The 14,823-nt window shown below is 38.9% G+C and carries 13 protein-coding genes and 1 pseudogene; 6 read left to right on the top strand and 8 right to left on the bottom strand.

Going from position 1 to position 14,823, the window contains the following annotated elements; all coding sequences use genetic code 11:
- Positions 1–95: 95 nt before the first annotated feature.
- The 3 genes from EZ444_RS16660 to EZ444_RS16650 are packed head-to-tail and all read right to left on the bottom strand — an operon-like array spanning position 96 to position 5,976.
- Complete coding sequence (locus EZ444_RS16660; protein WP_131610287.1) at positions 96–3,488, bottom strand: efflux RND transporter permease subunit; 3,393 nt, start codon at positions 3,486–3,488, stop codon at positions 96–98.
- 21 nt (positions 3,489–3,509) lie between these two features.
- Positions 3,510–4,610 (bottom strand): efflux RND transporter periplasmic adaptor subunit, encoded by a 1,101-nt coding sequence (locus EZ444_RS16655; RefSeq protein ID WP_131610286.1) that lies wholly within the window; start codon positions 4,608–4,610, stop codon positions 3,510–3,512.
- Between the two features lie 19 nt (positions 4,611–4,629).
- Positions 4,630–5,976: a TolC family protein gene (locus EZ444_RS16650; protein ID WP_131610285.1), complete on the bottom strand. Its 1,347-nt coding sequence runs from the start codon at positions 5,974–5,976 to the stop codon at positions 4,630–4,632.
- Between the two features lie 93 nt (positions 5,977–6,069).
- On the opposite strand from EZ444_RS16650, the gene EZ444_RS16645 reads away from it, so the two are divergent.
- The gene (locus tag EZ444_RS16645; protein ID WP_131610284.1) at positions 6,070–7,392 is read left to right on the top strand and encodes a sensor histidine kinase; all 1,323 of its coding nucleotides are present in this window, start codon (positions 6,070–6,072) and stop codon (positions 7,390–7,392) included.
- Here the strand turns inward: EZ444_RS16645 and EZ444_RS16640 are convergent.
- Together EZ444_RS16640 and EZ444_RS16635 are read right to left on the bottom strand one after the other, a co-directional pair.
- Positions 7,389–8,075: an MCP four helix bundle domain-containing protein gene (locus EZ444_RS16640; protein WP_131610283.1), complete on the bottom strand. Its 687-nt coding sequence runs from the start codon at positions 8,073–8,075 to the stop codon at positions 7,389–7,391. The two genes, EZ444_RS16645 and EZ444_RS16640, sit on opposite strands and share 4 nt — an antisense overlap.
- A 19-nt stretch (positions 8,076–8,094) precedes the next feature.
- Positions 8,095–9,537, bottom strand: coding sequence for an ATP-dependent DNA helicase (locus EZ444_RS16635; protein ID WP_131610282.1), 1,443 nt, complete (start codon positions 9,535–9,537; stop codon positions 8,095–8,097).
- A 52-nt stretch (positions 9,538–9,589) separates the two neighbouring features.
- On the opposite strand from EZ444_RS16635, the gene EZ444_RS16630 reads away from it, so the two are divergent.
- The 3 genes from EZ444_RS16630 to coaD are packed head-to-tail and all read left to right on the top strand — an operon-like array spanning position 9,590 to position 11,413.
- Positions 9,590–10,420, top strand: coding sequence for a DUF3822 family protein (locus EZ444_RS16630; protein WP_131610281.1), 831 nt, complete (start codon positions 9,590–9,592; stop codon positions 10,418–10,420).
- Complete coding sequence (locus EZ444_RS16625; protein ID WP_131610280.1) at positions 10,411–10,947, top strand: RsmD family RNA methyltransferase; 537 nt, start codon at positions 10,411–10,413, stop codon at positions 10,945–10,947. The genes EZ444_RS16630 and EZ444_RS16625 overlap by 10 nt, the downstream gene beginning before the upstream one ends.
- 4 nt (positions 10,948–10,951) lie before the next feature.
- A complete protein-coding gene (gene coaD, locus EZ444_RS16620) occupies positions 10,952–11,413 on the top strand; it encodes a pantetheine-phosphate adenylyltransferase (protein WP_131610279.1) in 462 nt (153 codons plus the stop codon).
- A gap of 22 nt (positions 11,414–11,435) precedes the next feature.
- Here coaD and EZ444_RS16615 read toward each other — a convergent pair whose 3' ends face one another.
- Together EZ444_RS16615 and EZ444_RS16610 are read right to left on the bottom strand one after the other, a co-directional pair.
- Positions 11,436–12,056 (bottom strand): NUDIX hydrolase, encoded by a 621-nt coding sequence (locus tag EZ444_RS16615; protein WP_131610278.1) that lies wholly within the window; start codon positions 12,054–12,056, stop codon positions 11,436–11,438.
- A gap of 113 nt (positions 12,057–12,169) precedes the next feature.
- Complete coding sequence (locus tag EZ444_RS16610; RefSeq protein ID WP_165503637.1) at positions 12,170–13,030, bottom strand: sigma-70 family RNA polymerase sigma factor; 861 nt, start codon at positions 13,028–13,030, stop codon at positions 12,170–12,172.
- A 394-nt stretch (positions 13,031–13,424) separates the two neighbouring features.
- Here EZ444_RS16610 and pyrE point away from each other — a divergent pair, with 394 nt between their 5' ends.
- Both pyrE and EZ444_RS16600 read left to right on the top strand, forming a co-directional pair.
- Complete coding sequence (pyrE, locus tag EZ444_RS16605) at positions 13,425–14,084, top strand: orotate phosphoribosyltransferase (RefSeq protein WP_131610276.1); 660 nt, start codon at positions 13,425–13,427, stop codon at positions 14,082–14,084.
- A 5-nt stretch (positions 14,085–14,089) separates the two neighbouring features.
- Positions 14,090–14,488, top strand: a complete 399-nt coding sequence (locus EZ444_RS16600; protein WP_131610275.1) for an SRPBCC family protein — start codon at positions 14,090–14,092, stop codon at positions 14,486–14,488.
- 71 nt (positions 14,489–14,559) lie between these two features.
- On the opposite strand, the pseudogene EZ444_RS16595 reads toward EZ444_RS16600, so the two are convergent.
- A pseudogene (locus EZ444_RS16595) lies at positions 14,560–14,823 on the bottom strand (IS4 family transposase); the annotation flags it as partial.

Here is a 14,823-nt window from a genome sequence, read left to right as displayed (position 1 = left end):
AGCGCCTAATTGGAAAAAAATTATCTTCTCCGAAAAGGCCTCAGCGTTCTTGGAGCTTCTTCAGCGACAAGTAATGCAGCCTTAGAGGAGAAAGGTTATTTTTTTCCAAATAACGACTTTATCCTTTTCGAATTCTTATCAGCAACCAAATACATACACGGCACCAAAACCAACGTTAAGAAAGTGGCAAAACTTAACCCAAAGATGATTGTCCACGATAAAGGGCCCCAGAATGCAACGTTATCGCCACCAAAATAAAGGTGCGGATGCAATTCAGTAAACATCGTCACAAAATCTATATTTAGCCCTACAGCTAGTGGCACCAATCCAAGCATAGTTGCCGTTGCGGTCAGCAATACTGGTGTCATCCTGGTCCGACCAGCTTCAATAACAGCCTCCCGCACCTCCATACCCTGACTAACCATCAAATCTGCAAACTCAACCAGTAATATCCCATTACGCACCACGATACCAGCAAGCGCAACAATTCCTAAACCCGTCATAACGATAGACAATTCCATACGGAAGATCGTTATTCCCAGTAAAACGCCAATTACGCTAAACAAGATCTCACTTAAAATAACAATAGGCTTACTGATAGAATTGAACTGCAACACCAGGATAATTAAAATGATAAACAAAGCACTAATCATCGCCGTACCTAAAAATGCTGCCGTCTCCATTTGCTCTTCCTGCTCACCAGCCATCTTGATCACAACTCCATCAGGTGCCTTAAACTCGTTGATCTCACTTTGAATATTAGCGACCACCTCATTGGCATTATACTCCGACAATACATTAGAAGAAAGAATAATGATCCTTTTTTGTTGTTTACGCTTAATACCACCATAAGTATTCACATAATCTACATCAGCAAAAGCAGATATTGGCACCTGCCTGATGATCCCATTCATTCCCATATCGCGATAGGTGATCTTCATATTCCTTAAGGCCTCCAGGTTATTCCTTTGATCCTCCTTTGCACGTACATTAATTTCATAATCATCATTTACATCCCTAAACTTTGAAACCTCATATCCGTACAATGCAGCTCTTAAAGAATTACCAATATCCTGCGTTGAAACCCCCTCTCGGTTCGCTCTTTCCCTATTTATGTTAAAAATGATCTCCGGTTTATTGTTCTGAAAATCGGTTTTCAATTCCTCTACACCGGCAATCTGCTTGTTATCCAAAAATTTCTTCAATTGATCGGCGGTTACCGCAATAGAATCCAAATCATCACCAGTAATTTCAATACTGATCGGTTTTGCTGTTGGCGGACCACCCTGCTCTTGCGCAACGGTAATTTCTGCTCCAGGAATCCCTTTCACGGCCTGGCGAATCTTATCCAGGTAATTAATAGTACGCTCCCCCTTACGTTTACCATAAGCCACAAAAGCGACCGTTACCTTACCCTTATTCGTATACTCCCCCTGATCTTCCCCCTGCGGATCAGTAACCCCAACCGTAACATTCGAAATGATAGAAGAAACATCAGGGTTATTGCGGCCTACAACCTTTGTTACCTGCGCTTCAACCTTTTCCACCACCTTACTGGTATAAGCCTGATCAGTACCCACCGGTAACTCAATGTAGACATATGCAAAATTAGGATCAGCAGCAGGGAAAAATACAATTCTAGGTGGCACCACGCCAACCAGGATCACGGTAAAGAAAAACAAGCCCACAGTACTCCATATCATGGTACGTGGACGTTTTAAAGCCCATACCAATAAGCTATGGTAAGCATTTACAACTTTAGGCCAGGTTACCGTCTGGAATTTCTTGATCATTCGAACCAGTACAAAATGATTCAATAAATAAAGCAAAGCCAGCAATACCACAAAATTGCCTAACCCAAAATTACCTAACCAAAAACTCGCCAAATAACCAAGTATCGCTAAAATTGTAAAAACCAACAACGTGAGCTTAACCGCCTTGTTAAAAGTAGGCCGCTGACCTTCATCGTCGTGATGAGGTTTCATAAAATCAACCGCAAAGACAGGGTTAATGATATAAGCCACAATCAACGAAGCCGATAAAGTAACAATCAGTGTGACCGGCAAAAAATACATAAACTCACCAATAATTCCAGGCCAGAACAACAATGGAAAAAAAGGTGCTAATGTCGTCAAAGTACCGGACAACACCGGTAAAAACACTTCCCCGGTAGCTACTTTAGCCGCGTGTACAATAGGAACTTTACCATTGTCAAAAATACGGTGTGTATTCTCTATCACCACAATCGCATCATCCACCACAATTCCCAGTCCCAGCAAGAAAGAGAACAAGACCATCATGTTCATGGTAAAATTAAAATCGAATACGCCCCCCAACACTGGCATCAAAAGGAAGGCAATAAACATAGACAGCGGCACAGACATCGCTACAAATAGCGCATTGGTTACCCCCATAAAAAACATCAGAATCAGTGTTACCAAAATAAAACCAATAATGATGGTATTGATCAGATCATGAAGTGTAACCCGAGTCTGATCACTCTGATCTCCCGTAATCGTAATGTTCAGTTTCTCAGGAATCACCTTCCCCTTCATCTCCTTCAATAGTGCATTGATCTTATCCGAGGCCTCAATCAGGTTTTCGCCACTTCGCTTCCTCACATTTAAGGTAATTACATTTTTTCCGTACAATCGGGCGTAACTATTTTGCTCCTTAAATGAGTCCTTTACCTCGGCAATATCCTTTAAATAAACAGAACCACCAGAAGGTGTTTTAACAATAAGATTACCAATCTCTTCAGCATCCTTAAACTCTTTTTTAACATTTAAAGTTCGCAGCATCCCGTCCATCTTCACGGAGCCCCCAGATATGGTTTTATTCTCCTTACTTACCGCCATTGCAATATCATTGAATGAGATATGTGCAGCTTCCATCTTCCGTAAATCAACATTGATCTGTATCTCAGGTTCCAGCGCCCCCACAATATCCACTCCGGCAATCTCTTTCAAGCCTTCAACCCGATCCTGAATATCATCAGCATATTCCTTTAATTTCTTTAGGTCATAATCACCAGAAATATTGATATACATAATTGGCAGATCAGAAAGGTTGATATCCATGATCACCGGATCAGCCGGTAAATCAGATGGAAGATCTGTCCTTGCCTTATCTACCGCATCTTTTACCCGCTGCTTGGCATCCTTTATATCTACTCCTGTATTAAACTCGGCAGTAATGAAGGAGAAATCCTGGTACGAATTGGAAGTGATTTTTTTCAATCCCAGTGTCCCCCTAATTTCCTTTTCCAGCTGCTTAGTCACCAGGTTCTCTATATTGGCAGGAGAAGTACCAGGATATACTGTTTGCACAAATATCTTTGGAATAATAACCTCCGGAAAATTCTCTTTTGGCAGACTGTGGTAGGAAAAATAACCAGCAATCATCAGCAAACACGTAAATACGTATATAGCCGTTCTGTTATCTATCGCCCAACTAGACGGTCCAAACTCTTTATTAACGTCCTTCATATCCTATTATGAATAATCAATTTATAATTTAACCGAATCCCCGTCGTTCAGGTCCTGAAAACCAGTAACAATCACCTTATCTCCTACTTTTAAACCTGATAAAACCTCTGATTTTCCATCCGAAACCTTTCCTGTCTTAATATTTACCTTTTTTGCCTTACCATTCTCCGCGATGAAAACATATTCACTACTTTCCGATTTTTGTATCGCATTTACCGGAACCACGAGCGCCCTATCATTGCTATAGTCTATGATTTTTAATATGGCCACCATATTAGGACGATATTTTTTATTTGAAGGTAATTTCACTTCCACATTAAACCCTCTCGAAACCGGATCGATCATCTTAGCCGCAAAAGAAACCCTTGCATTCAGGTTCTCTGGCACATCCGGTAAAGAAATGCTAACTTCATCACCCTGATTTACCTTTCCCCCATAATTTTCAGAAACAAGCGCCTTCACCTTAAGTCTGTCGGCATTTACCACCCTTATTCCCATCGGTGATCCAGGCGCTACAGATTGTCCCAACTTCAGGTCCATCGCATCCACAGTCCCCGAAACCGGACTTTTCACCTTACTCATCGAGGCCTGCGATTTTAATCCTGCAAGTTGTCTTTCCAATCCTTCTTTCTGACTCTTCGCCGTTAAATATTGAACCTCAGTACCTATCTTTTGGTCCCACAGATTTTTCTGACGGTTAAAAACAGTCGTGGCCAAATCCAATTGAGTTTGCAGCTGAGCAACACTTTGCTTCAACACCTTATCATCTAACTGAACCAATACCTGCCCCTTATTGACACGCTGTCCCGCCTTTACATAAATGGCAGTCACCGTCCCCGGTACTTCAGGCATAATATCTACATTCTCTTCCGCATCAACCCGTCCTTGTACTTCCACATAATTCCGAAAGTGCATTTCAGCTAATTCCGTTACCGCTACATCTTTAAAATCATCCTTCTTTTTAGTCTGACCTAATTCCGATTCTAGCTTTTCTATTTTTCCATTCAGTTCCGTCCGCTCCTTTTTAAGCTTTTCCAATGTTGCTTTTTTGTCCTTAGGATTATCTGATGAACAGGAAGCAAAGAAAAGGGCCAGTGCGATTGTATATAATGGTGTTTTCATCGTTATGGGTATTTTGAGGTTAATAATTGATTCTTCCCGCAGCCTTATCTAAATCTACCTTATTAATCAGCAGATCATATAATGCTTTGATATAATTGTTTTGAGCTTCCTTTAAAGATGTTTCGGCGATAGTGACTTCCAAACTGGAACCAACCCCCTGCTCATATTTGATCCGACTGACTCTAAGTATTTCATTCGAAAGACCAAGGTTTCGCTGTTGGTTTTCAACTGAGCGTAAGCTGCTCAAATAAGCTTTTTGACTAGTTGAAATCTCTAAGGCAATGCCATTCTTTAAATTCAGCATATCATTTGCCGACTTCAGAACTGTCAGTTTCGCATTGCGGACCTGATAAATACGCTGCCCGCCATTAATGATATTCCAGGAAAGTGTAAGCCCGATTACTGAAGTTGGAAAGCTCTGCTCGAAGTGTTTTTGAAGCTCATCTGATTGAAAACTCTTAGATGCACTCGCAAATCCTGATAAAGTGGGTAAAAACATACTTTTTTGCCGCTTTAAATCTAACTCGTTTAATTTTTTCTGCGTTTCTAGTAAATTATACTCTATTCTCCCCTTATAAGCGGTAGTATCGGACACTTGTAAAACAACAGGCTCGGACCTTACATTGCTAATCTTATCCGTAAGCGCAAGACTAGCTTGTATAGGCATCCCCATTTGAAATTTAAGTAAATCAACATTTACAGCGAACATCCTGAGCACATTCTCCCGATCAGTTTCCAAATTATTTTTCAAAACCTGAAGCCTGTCTACATCAATCTTTTCCGAAAAACCATTCTTAAACATCGCCTCTGTGTCATTTAATGATTTTGTGAGTTGTGCAAGGTTAGCATCAATTAAGCCCAGTTGCTCCTTACTCACCAATGCCGAATAATATGCCTTAGTTACCGCAACTGCCGTTTCTATTCTTGTGCGTTTACTATTTCTTACCGACAATTCTTTGTAAGTTTTCGACGCCTGTAGCCCTACAATATAACTTCCGTCAAATAATAACTGATTTAATTGAATACCTAGTGTAGAGCTGTACTTTGTACCAAACGTAACAGGAATAGGCGTACTAGAGGGTGGAGAAGCAAATTCACCTGGCAACAATGTTGTTGGCAATTTCAGGAAATCCTGAAAATTAAAAGAAGTGGACACCTGTGGCAAACCAATACCAACAGTTTGCTTTACCGTATTGCGAGCAATCTCCTCATCAACGGTTGCGTTCAGGATAGCTGTTTGATGTGTAAAGGCAAAATCAATCGCAGATTTCAGGCTAAATTTATAGCTTAAAGAGTCTTTTTCCTGAGCATTAACTGCAATGTTTATTGAAAGCAGCAGCATAAACAAATAAATTTTATGTATCATAGCCATCATAAATATTAATTACTTACAGTAAAAATAATATAATAATCATACAACTTCATTTCCTTTCGTTATTTTTACTAGCAAAAAAACAAAGTGCTTCGTTTATTTAGATACAGAATTCCAAAAAAGTATTCCATTGAGTTTCAAGATACTTATAGTTACATTAATATCAGGCAAGTAACCATTTTAGGAACGGTTTTACTTGTCATTGCACTTGCGGTAAGAATGACCTCCATATTTTACCAGGAAGCATTAGGAACTATGCCTAATCTTAACCTCTACAATACCCTAAACTGGGTGCAGATTTCAGGTTCATCCTTGTTTATACTTGTTAGTGGTTACGCTTTAAAGTCTTCACATTGGAAAACCGCCGGCAGGAACATATTGGTCGTTTTATTTTGCATGTTCCTGTTGACTACATCTTTTACGGTAAGCTACCTTTTTTCCCTATTTAATCCGAAAAACACACTAACCATATTTCTCACTGGAGTAGTTGCTGTGAGTGTTTTCTTTGCACTTGAATTTAAACAGATCATCATCATTTCCATTTACGTAGTATGCCTGTTTATTGCTGCGATGCTTATACCCGATATCAGTCATCTACAGAAACTACTCAACATCATCATGTCTGGCGTACTCGCATTTTTCCTTTACGCCTGCTCCAGATATGGCTATTACTTTAAGGCCGAGCAATTTGTAAAAGTTAAACAACTGGAAGAAAAGAATATGGAAGTTCAAATCCTTAATCATCAAAAAGGAGAAATCCTTGGATTTGTGGCTCATGACCTTAGAAACCCACTAAATAATATAGAGGCATTAACCCGGATCGCTTTGGAAGAAGATTCGAATAAAAATAGCATGGAAATGCAGCTTATTCTTACCTCTACACGTCAGGCAAAAAGCATCATCAACGATTTGATTGAAGTAGCACAGAATGACAAGGCCCCATTCCAGCTTCAAACCACCAATATGATCGCCTTCATGAACGGCATTTGCGACAACTGGCAAAAAAACCTGAACAAGGAAAGAATTATAAATTTTAAACCAGATGACCACGGACTTATAGCTGCTGTTAATCCATCTAAACTAACCAGAGTTATAGATAACCTTATAGGAAATGGATTAAAGTTCTCCAAAGTAGGAACACCTATCAATATTGAACTTTCCAGATCGGCAGACACTTGCATCATCCGAATTACAGATTTTGGAATTGGCATCCCTGATAACTTAAAAGAAATACTCTTTGATCAGTTTTCTAAAGCAGGGCGACCGGGACTTAAAGGTGAAAAATCAATCGGCTTAGGACTGCACATCTCCAGACAAATTATTGAACGCCACGGCGGTTCGATAACTGTAAATAGTAAAGAACATGAAGGAACAACCTTTCAAATTACCATCCCTTTAATAGCTGCTTAATTCAAATTAAACTTCTCATTGTTAATCTTTACCACATTAGAAGTAAATACAATCCCTACGATTAAAATACCAATAACAATGGCCAGAACTACCTGGAAGCTAGAATACAGTTTATTGCCGGACACCATGAAGGCCGAATCCTTGATTAACTCTTCCGCTATCTGTTTCTGAATACTCATCAGTGCCGATAATTTCTTTATTGTTTGGTTTGACGATTCCCTTCCCTCATTATTGTAGAGCTTTCTGGCCTCTTCTACACTTTGAGCTGTTGCAATAGCCAATATTCTATTTTCTACACCTACTGTACTTTCAAGACCTTTTTTAAGTGCCTCCAATTGTTCCTTTTCCTGCTTCACCAGAAAAGTTTTACCATACTTATTAATCAATGAATCAGTAGAAAGGTTTAGCTTACTCAATTGTAACTTCAGGCTTGCAGCATCAAAAAGTTGATCTGATCCATACAAAGCATCTTCAAACAAAGATTTTTTTAAGTAAGCATTCTCGGCCACATAAAACAAATCAGTTGCAGGGATCAGCCTATCATTGTACATCGAGACAAATGACTCATTCATACTCTTTACACTTTTATCCTCCAAAAAACGAATCAACAAGGTGCAGGCCATGATGCAGAACAACAACATTGCGATCTTCATTTTTTGTTTAATAGAATATGCAAATCTCATAATTACAGTTTTTTAAAATTTAAAATTGATCCTCGGCAGGAGCCAAAAATAAGTTAGCAGCAAAATTTACTAAAAATAATTCTCTTTTCGCTCTTGTCACCCCAGTATATAGCCATCTTAAGAAATCCATGTCTACCATTTCATCCGTTAAATAACCCTGATCAACAAATACAGCATCCCATTGTCCACCCTGAGCTTTGTGACAAGTTACCGCATAGGCAAACTTAATTTGCAGCGCATTAAAATAAGGATCCTCTTTAATTGCATTAAATCTATCCCGCTTATTTTTGATATGCTCATAATCGATATTCAGCTGTTCAAATAGCTTATTTCCCTGTTCGTAGGATAAATTAGGTGCTTCTATAGTCAGCGTATCCAGCATCACTTTACAGGTAACCAGCCCCACATCTGGAAAATCCATAAACTCCAATTGCACCTCAGAAAAACGAAAGCCATAACGTTCCTCGGTATTTCTTACCCTTACCACTTTGGCCATATCTCCATTAGCAATAAAAGCGGCAGATTCATTTTCGGGCAGCCAAAAGTAATTATTCCTGACCACCATAATCTGGTCGCCACCAGTAAGCTCCTCCTCCCGGTAAAGCAACCTCGCCCTAATCTGTTGATTGTACACATTGGCAGATTTATTAGACCTGCAAACAACCAGGGAGTTTTCAATGCCAAACTTACTATAAGCATACTCCAAGCCCTCAACCAGTTTTAGGCCTGTCATCCTGAAAATATCTTTATAGTTTTTAGTGATAAATTTAGGCAGAATTACCTCTCCATCACTATCCGCTTCCAAATCATTAATCAGCTTACGCAGCATGGTCGCATTGGCCAATATCCCCGATTTCTTTTCCTGACGCACCACTTCTTTCAGCTCAACAGTTTTAACCTGGACACCAAACTTTGATGCGATATATGCTGGATTTAAAGCCGGACTATCAATACTGCCGACTGGTGGCAACTGAGCGGTATCACCCACAAATAAAGCCGCACAGTTTTTTCCATTGTACACAAATTCCATAAGATCCTTTAAAAAGGAAGAACCAGTATGCGTAATCCACTCATCGGCAATCATCGAAGCCTCATCAATGATAAAAAGCGTATGTTCGGCCAAGTTCGGTGCCAGCTGAAAGGTAAGATCCGTCGAAACGGCCGACTTTTTTCTATATATTTTTTTATGAATAGTTAGTGCTTTTTTACCCGTGTAATTGCTCATTACCTTCGCAGCCCTTCCTGTAGGTGCCATTAATACCGAACGGATTTTAAATTTTGCCAAAGCCTTTACCAAAGCGCCTACCGAAGTCGTTTTACCCGTCCCCGCATAACCGCGTAATATAAAACACTGATTATCCAAGTCCTGCGACAAAAAGGAAGCCATTTCTTTACAAAAAGAAAGCTGTTCAGCAGTCGGCGTAAATTCGTAAGATTGGGCAATAATTGCTGCTTTATCCATTTAACAAATATGCGATGGTGATCTTATAGAAAAAAGGATTAATTTTGCTAATATGGATAATAAAAACAGCATACTATTGGTTGATCCTGATTTTGACCTGAATACGGCTGCAGATTGCGACCTGTTGTTAAAAATAACACCAGATAGTTTCTCTTATGCAATCATAGATAAGGGCAGCAGACAACTTAAAGCAGTTTATGATGAGCAGGAATGTGACAATGTACCGGCAATGCTGGCCGCTAAACTTAAAAATGATGTTTACTTAACCTTAGCTTTTAAAGAAATTAAAGCTGCTGTATACACAGAGAATTCCATCAATATTCCTAATGAACTGTTTGATCCAGAACAGCTCAACCAATATGCTAAATTCTTTACCGAAGCACCGTCAAACAACCTATATACCAGGCCATTTAAAACATTTGGTTTTACTTCCATCTTTACCCTTCAACAATTTACAGAGGAAACATTGGCCGCATCGCTAAACAATTGCAAATTGTATACTCAAAATGCACCTGTACTGGCACTTGCAGCTCAAAACAACAAAACGAGCCTGTTGCTAGATTTCACTGCATCTTCCTTCAATGCTTTGTATCGTACCGGTGAAAAGTTGATCTTTCAAAATTATTACCAGACCGATAACGCCGAAGAGTTTAATTACTATCTTTTATTGATCGTTAACCAGCTTAACATCAATACAGCCGACACGGAGATCCAATTAAGTGGCATTATACATTCGGGAGATGATTACTATCAATGTATAGCAAAGTACTTTAGCGACATCAATTTCAATTTGCCTCCTGCTAAAGAAATAGACCACAAAATATTAGATGATATGCCTGCTCATTATTACAGCAGCTTACTAGCCCTTGATTTATGCGAATAATAGGAGGAAAATTAAAAGGCATTCGCCTTAATGCTCCAGAAAGTTTACCGGTAAGGCCCACCACGGATATGGCCAAAGAAGCACTTTTTAATATCCTGTACAATACTTACGATTTTGAAGAATGCAGGGTACTTGATCTGTTTTGCGGAACTGGCAACGTTAGCATTGAATTTGCATCAAGAGGAATAAAACAAGTCACTGCGGTAGACAAGCATTCAGGCTGTGTATACTGGGTAAAATCAGTGATTAAAAAGTACGACCTACCAGAAATAGACGTCCAAAAAGCCGATGTTTTTAAATTTTTGGAAAATCACCAGGATACCTACCAAATCATTTTTGCAGATCCGCCCTACGACTTACCAACCATTCCATTGATACCGGAACTGGTCATGAAGAACAATTTACTTACTGATAACGGCTTATTAATAGTAGAACACCCATCTTTACTAAAGATGAAAGACCAACCGGGTTATAAAGAAACCAGAAGGTATGGCAATTCCTCTTTCAGTTTTTTTGAAAAAATCTAACCCTATGAAGATTGCACTTTTTCCCGGTTCATTCGATCCTATAACCATCGCTCACGTAGATATATTAAAGCGCGCCTTACCCCTATTCGATAAAATTGTAGTGGGCATTGGACTGAACAGTTCAAAGCAAAGCTTTTTATCCGCAGCGCAGCGTGAAGAGATTGTAAAAACAGTTTTTGCTGACACAGCACAGGTCGAGGTGCAACTTTATGAAGGCTTAACAGTAGATTTTTGCAAAAAAATAAATGCAAAATACATGGTCAGAGGGATTCGCTCTGTGGGAGATTTTGAATATGAAAGAGCCATTGCACAAATCAACCAAACTATGATGCCTGAAATGGAAACCATCTTTATATTGAGCAAACCTGAATATTCTGCGATCAGCTCAACCATTGTCCGCGACATCTTGCGCAACAATGGAAATGTAAGTCAATTTTTACCACAAGAGGCACTTCCTTTTTTATAAAGGCAGTCCTCTTGCGCATATTTTATAATCCTAAGAGTACAATATCTCCAACTTCCAATACCTGTACGATAGAAGGATAGGTATTTTTCAGGACAGGGGCCAATTCGGTTCTACTTAACCAACAAGCTTTAGTGATTCCTTCTTCTTTTTGTGGAATCAGCTTTGGAACCCCTTTAACCGTCATGCTATACCAATTGGTTTTCTTTAAAACTATTTTGGCTCCTAATGTATACACATGATAGGTTTTACATAACTTTTCATCATTGCTAAAGATCTTTACACCACACTCTTCCTCTACTTCACGCAATGCAGCCTCTTTCATTTTCTCTCCAGTTTCGACCTTCCCCTTTGGCAAATCCCATTTTTTATTCCTGAAAATAAAAAGGTAATTCCCTTTGGCATTGGCCACCAATCCACCGGCTGCTTTAATAATTAAACAGCTATTTTTTATTTTTTTGAACAAGCTCTTTGGGTCTGGATCAAGTAACAAGTATGATTTACCAGATATACCATTTACTTGTTTATAAAATGTCGAAAAATCAAAGCCCACAACACTTAAACGTTCAAATTCTACAGATAAATCTGGAACAGCATCCGTTATATATAGTGTATTATCGTTGATATAAATCCTGTAAGTCTTCATAGTTCGTTACCAATATTTTAAAAATGATTGTCCATACCTGTTCTAATGCACATTTTACCGATGAAAATCAATTTTTAAAAGTACAGAATTACCACGAAATAAATAAGGTACTATTACAGATATTGCAACATCATTTTTACCTCTTTCATTTCGCGCAATTTAAACAAGGCTTTCTGTTTAGCTCTGCGAATAGTTTCTGAACTCAATCCCATTAAATTACTGATGTCCTCATTTTGCAATGGTCTGCCGCCTCCCATCCCATAAGCTAGCCGAAGAATATTCTGATCGCGCGGACTCAGCAAATTCATGATTCGCTGAATATTGATATAAAAAGCTTCCTTTTCCAAGCCAGCATCAGGCGGCATTGCCATCGGATCGGTCATTACATTCACAATCGGGCTGTCCTCCGCATCCTCTAATGGCAGGTCTAATGAAAAAACATCACCAGAATTAGATAGATAATCAAGCACCCGCTCGTCCGGAAGTTCCATAAATTCAGTCAACTCGGCTAAAGTAGGTAAACGCTGTAGCTGCTGCTCCAACAAACCTTCCGACTTCCATAAATCCATGATGCCGCTCAACTGATTCATAGGTAAGCGAATCATCCGCTTATGGGTCCCAATACTATACAAAATCGCTTGTCTAATCCACCAAACAGCGTAAGAAATAAATTTAAAACCTCTGCTTTCATCAAAACGTTTTGCCGCTTTTACCAAGCCTATGTTCCCTTCCGAAATCAGATCAACCAAGGGCATTCCCTCTATTTCATATTTTTTAGCAACTGACACCACAAAACGTAAATTACAATTCACCAGTCTTTCCAATGCAGCTTTATCTCCGGAACTGATCTTTTTGGCCAATATTACTTCCTCTTCTACATTAAGCAATGGAAACCTTGATATCTCCTGTAAGTAACGCGCTAACGAATCCTCGCCGCGCCTGGTAATCGATCTTTCTATCTTAATTTCCTTCATATAAAACGCTATCTTTTGTGTGACCAGAAGACAAAGTTCCATAGACATATTCGAAAAGACTAGCCCAGGTTAAACAACCGAGGTTTCCACCAAAAAAAGACCGATATACAGAATGAAATTTTATACAAGGCAGAAATAACACCCACCAACCAAATTTAATAAAGCCCCCTCATCACCATCAGGCAATTCGCATAACTTCTCAATAAATTCTTTATCACACTGATTATCAACCAAAGCCAAAAAATAACTTTTACCAGCAGTTTTAATTAACGATATTTGGCTCCATAGGAATTAATTATTTAACCGAGCATTTTCTTCAATTGTCTACACTCCTTAATCATATAGTTTAGGGTAGAGTTGACACAAATTGTAAAGAAATCCGTATTTTTGCGCCATGTATAATAAAAGTGATATTGAATTAAAGGTAGCTGAATTTTTATTACAAATAAAAGCAATAAAGTTACAACCAAATAACCCATTCACATGGGCTTCAGGTTGGAAATCTCCTATTTATTGTGACAATAGGATCACCCTTTCCCATCCATCTGTTAGAACTTACATCAGACAAAAACTTACGCAATTAATCCAGGAAGAATTTGGTTCTGTGGATGTGATTGCGGGAGTAGCCACTGCCGGCATCCCTCAAGGTGCTTTGGTAGCCCAGGAACTGGGATTACCATTTGTCTATGTAAGAGCTAAAGCAAAAGAACACGGAACAGGAAGCTTAATTGAAGGTGAAATTATTGAGGGACAAAGAGTAGTAGTTATAGAAGATCTGATTTCAACAGGTAAAAGCAGCTTACAAGCTGTTGATGCATTGAGAAAAGCAGGACTTTCTGTTGCTGGATTGGTTGCCATATTCACCTATGGTTTTGATCAGGCTGATGAAAACTTTGCCGCAGCAAAATGCAGGTACGCAACACTATCTAACTACAATACATTAATTGATTATGCTGCAGAGCATAGTTTTATTGCACAAAAAGATGTAGATCTTTTAACTAAATGGCGTAGAAACCCAGCTGAATGGGCTAACGAATTAGAAAAACTAACCTAATTATAATGACTGTTATTGAAAGTACTACTGAAGTAAATTTACCTGTAGAAAAAGTATATGCTTTTTTAGCAGACATGAATAATCATCAGCAATTGATGCCTGAGAATATTTACAACTGGTCATCTACGGAAGATGAAGCAAGCTTTACCATACAAAACATGGCAAAATTGGCTATCAAAATATCCAATCGTGTAGAGAACAAAGAGCTTACGGCTATTCCAACAGAAAAAGCCCCTTTTGATCTTGAATTAAAATGGACAGTAGCAGATAACGGTAAAGGTGGTACTACAGCTTCACACATTATATCGGCAGATCTGAATATGATGATGAAAATGTTGGCCGCAGGTCCATTGCAAAAACTGGCAGATCATCAAACTTCAAGATTAGCCGAGCTATTGAAGTAGCAGATTAAAAATTTATAAAAAAGAGGTGCCAAAAGGCCAGTCATGGTCGGAAGAAATTCCGACCATTTCTTTTATGTCTTGAAAAACAGTCCAGGATCTCCTCCACATTGTACGACAATTAAAGCCATTGCCAGGTCTCTGACTTCCATAGCTAGTCTTCTTTTAGCCGTTTTATAACTTAGGTCGTTAGCTTTTTTATACATCAGGACCATCATTGCCACAATTAAGGTCATGTATAAGATGATCTGTATTCCATTCTTGTTCAATGAGATAAGGTGACTTAGATTGAGTTCCTGTTTTAAAAAACGAAAGAATACCTCGATATCCCACCGCCG

Origin of the sequence: Pedobacter hiemivivus (genome assembly GCF_004331685.1) — a bacterium.
Taxonomy (GTDB): Bacteria; Bacteroidota; Bacteroidia; order Sphingobacteriales; family Sphingobacteriaceae; genus Pedobacter; species Pedobacter hiemivivus.
The sequence above is the reverse complement of the archived record's forward strand: the minus strand, read 5'-3'. Positions and strand labels throughout refer to the sequence as shown.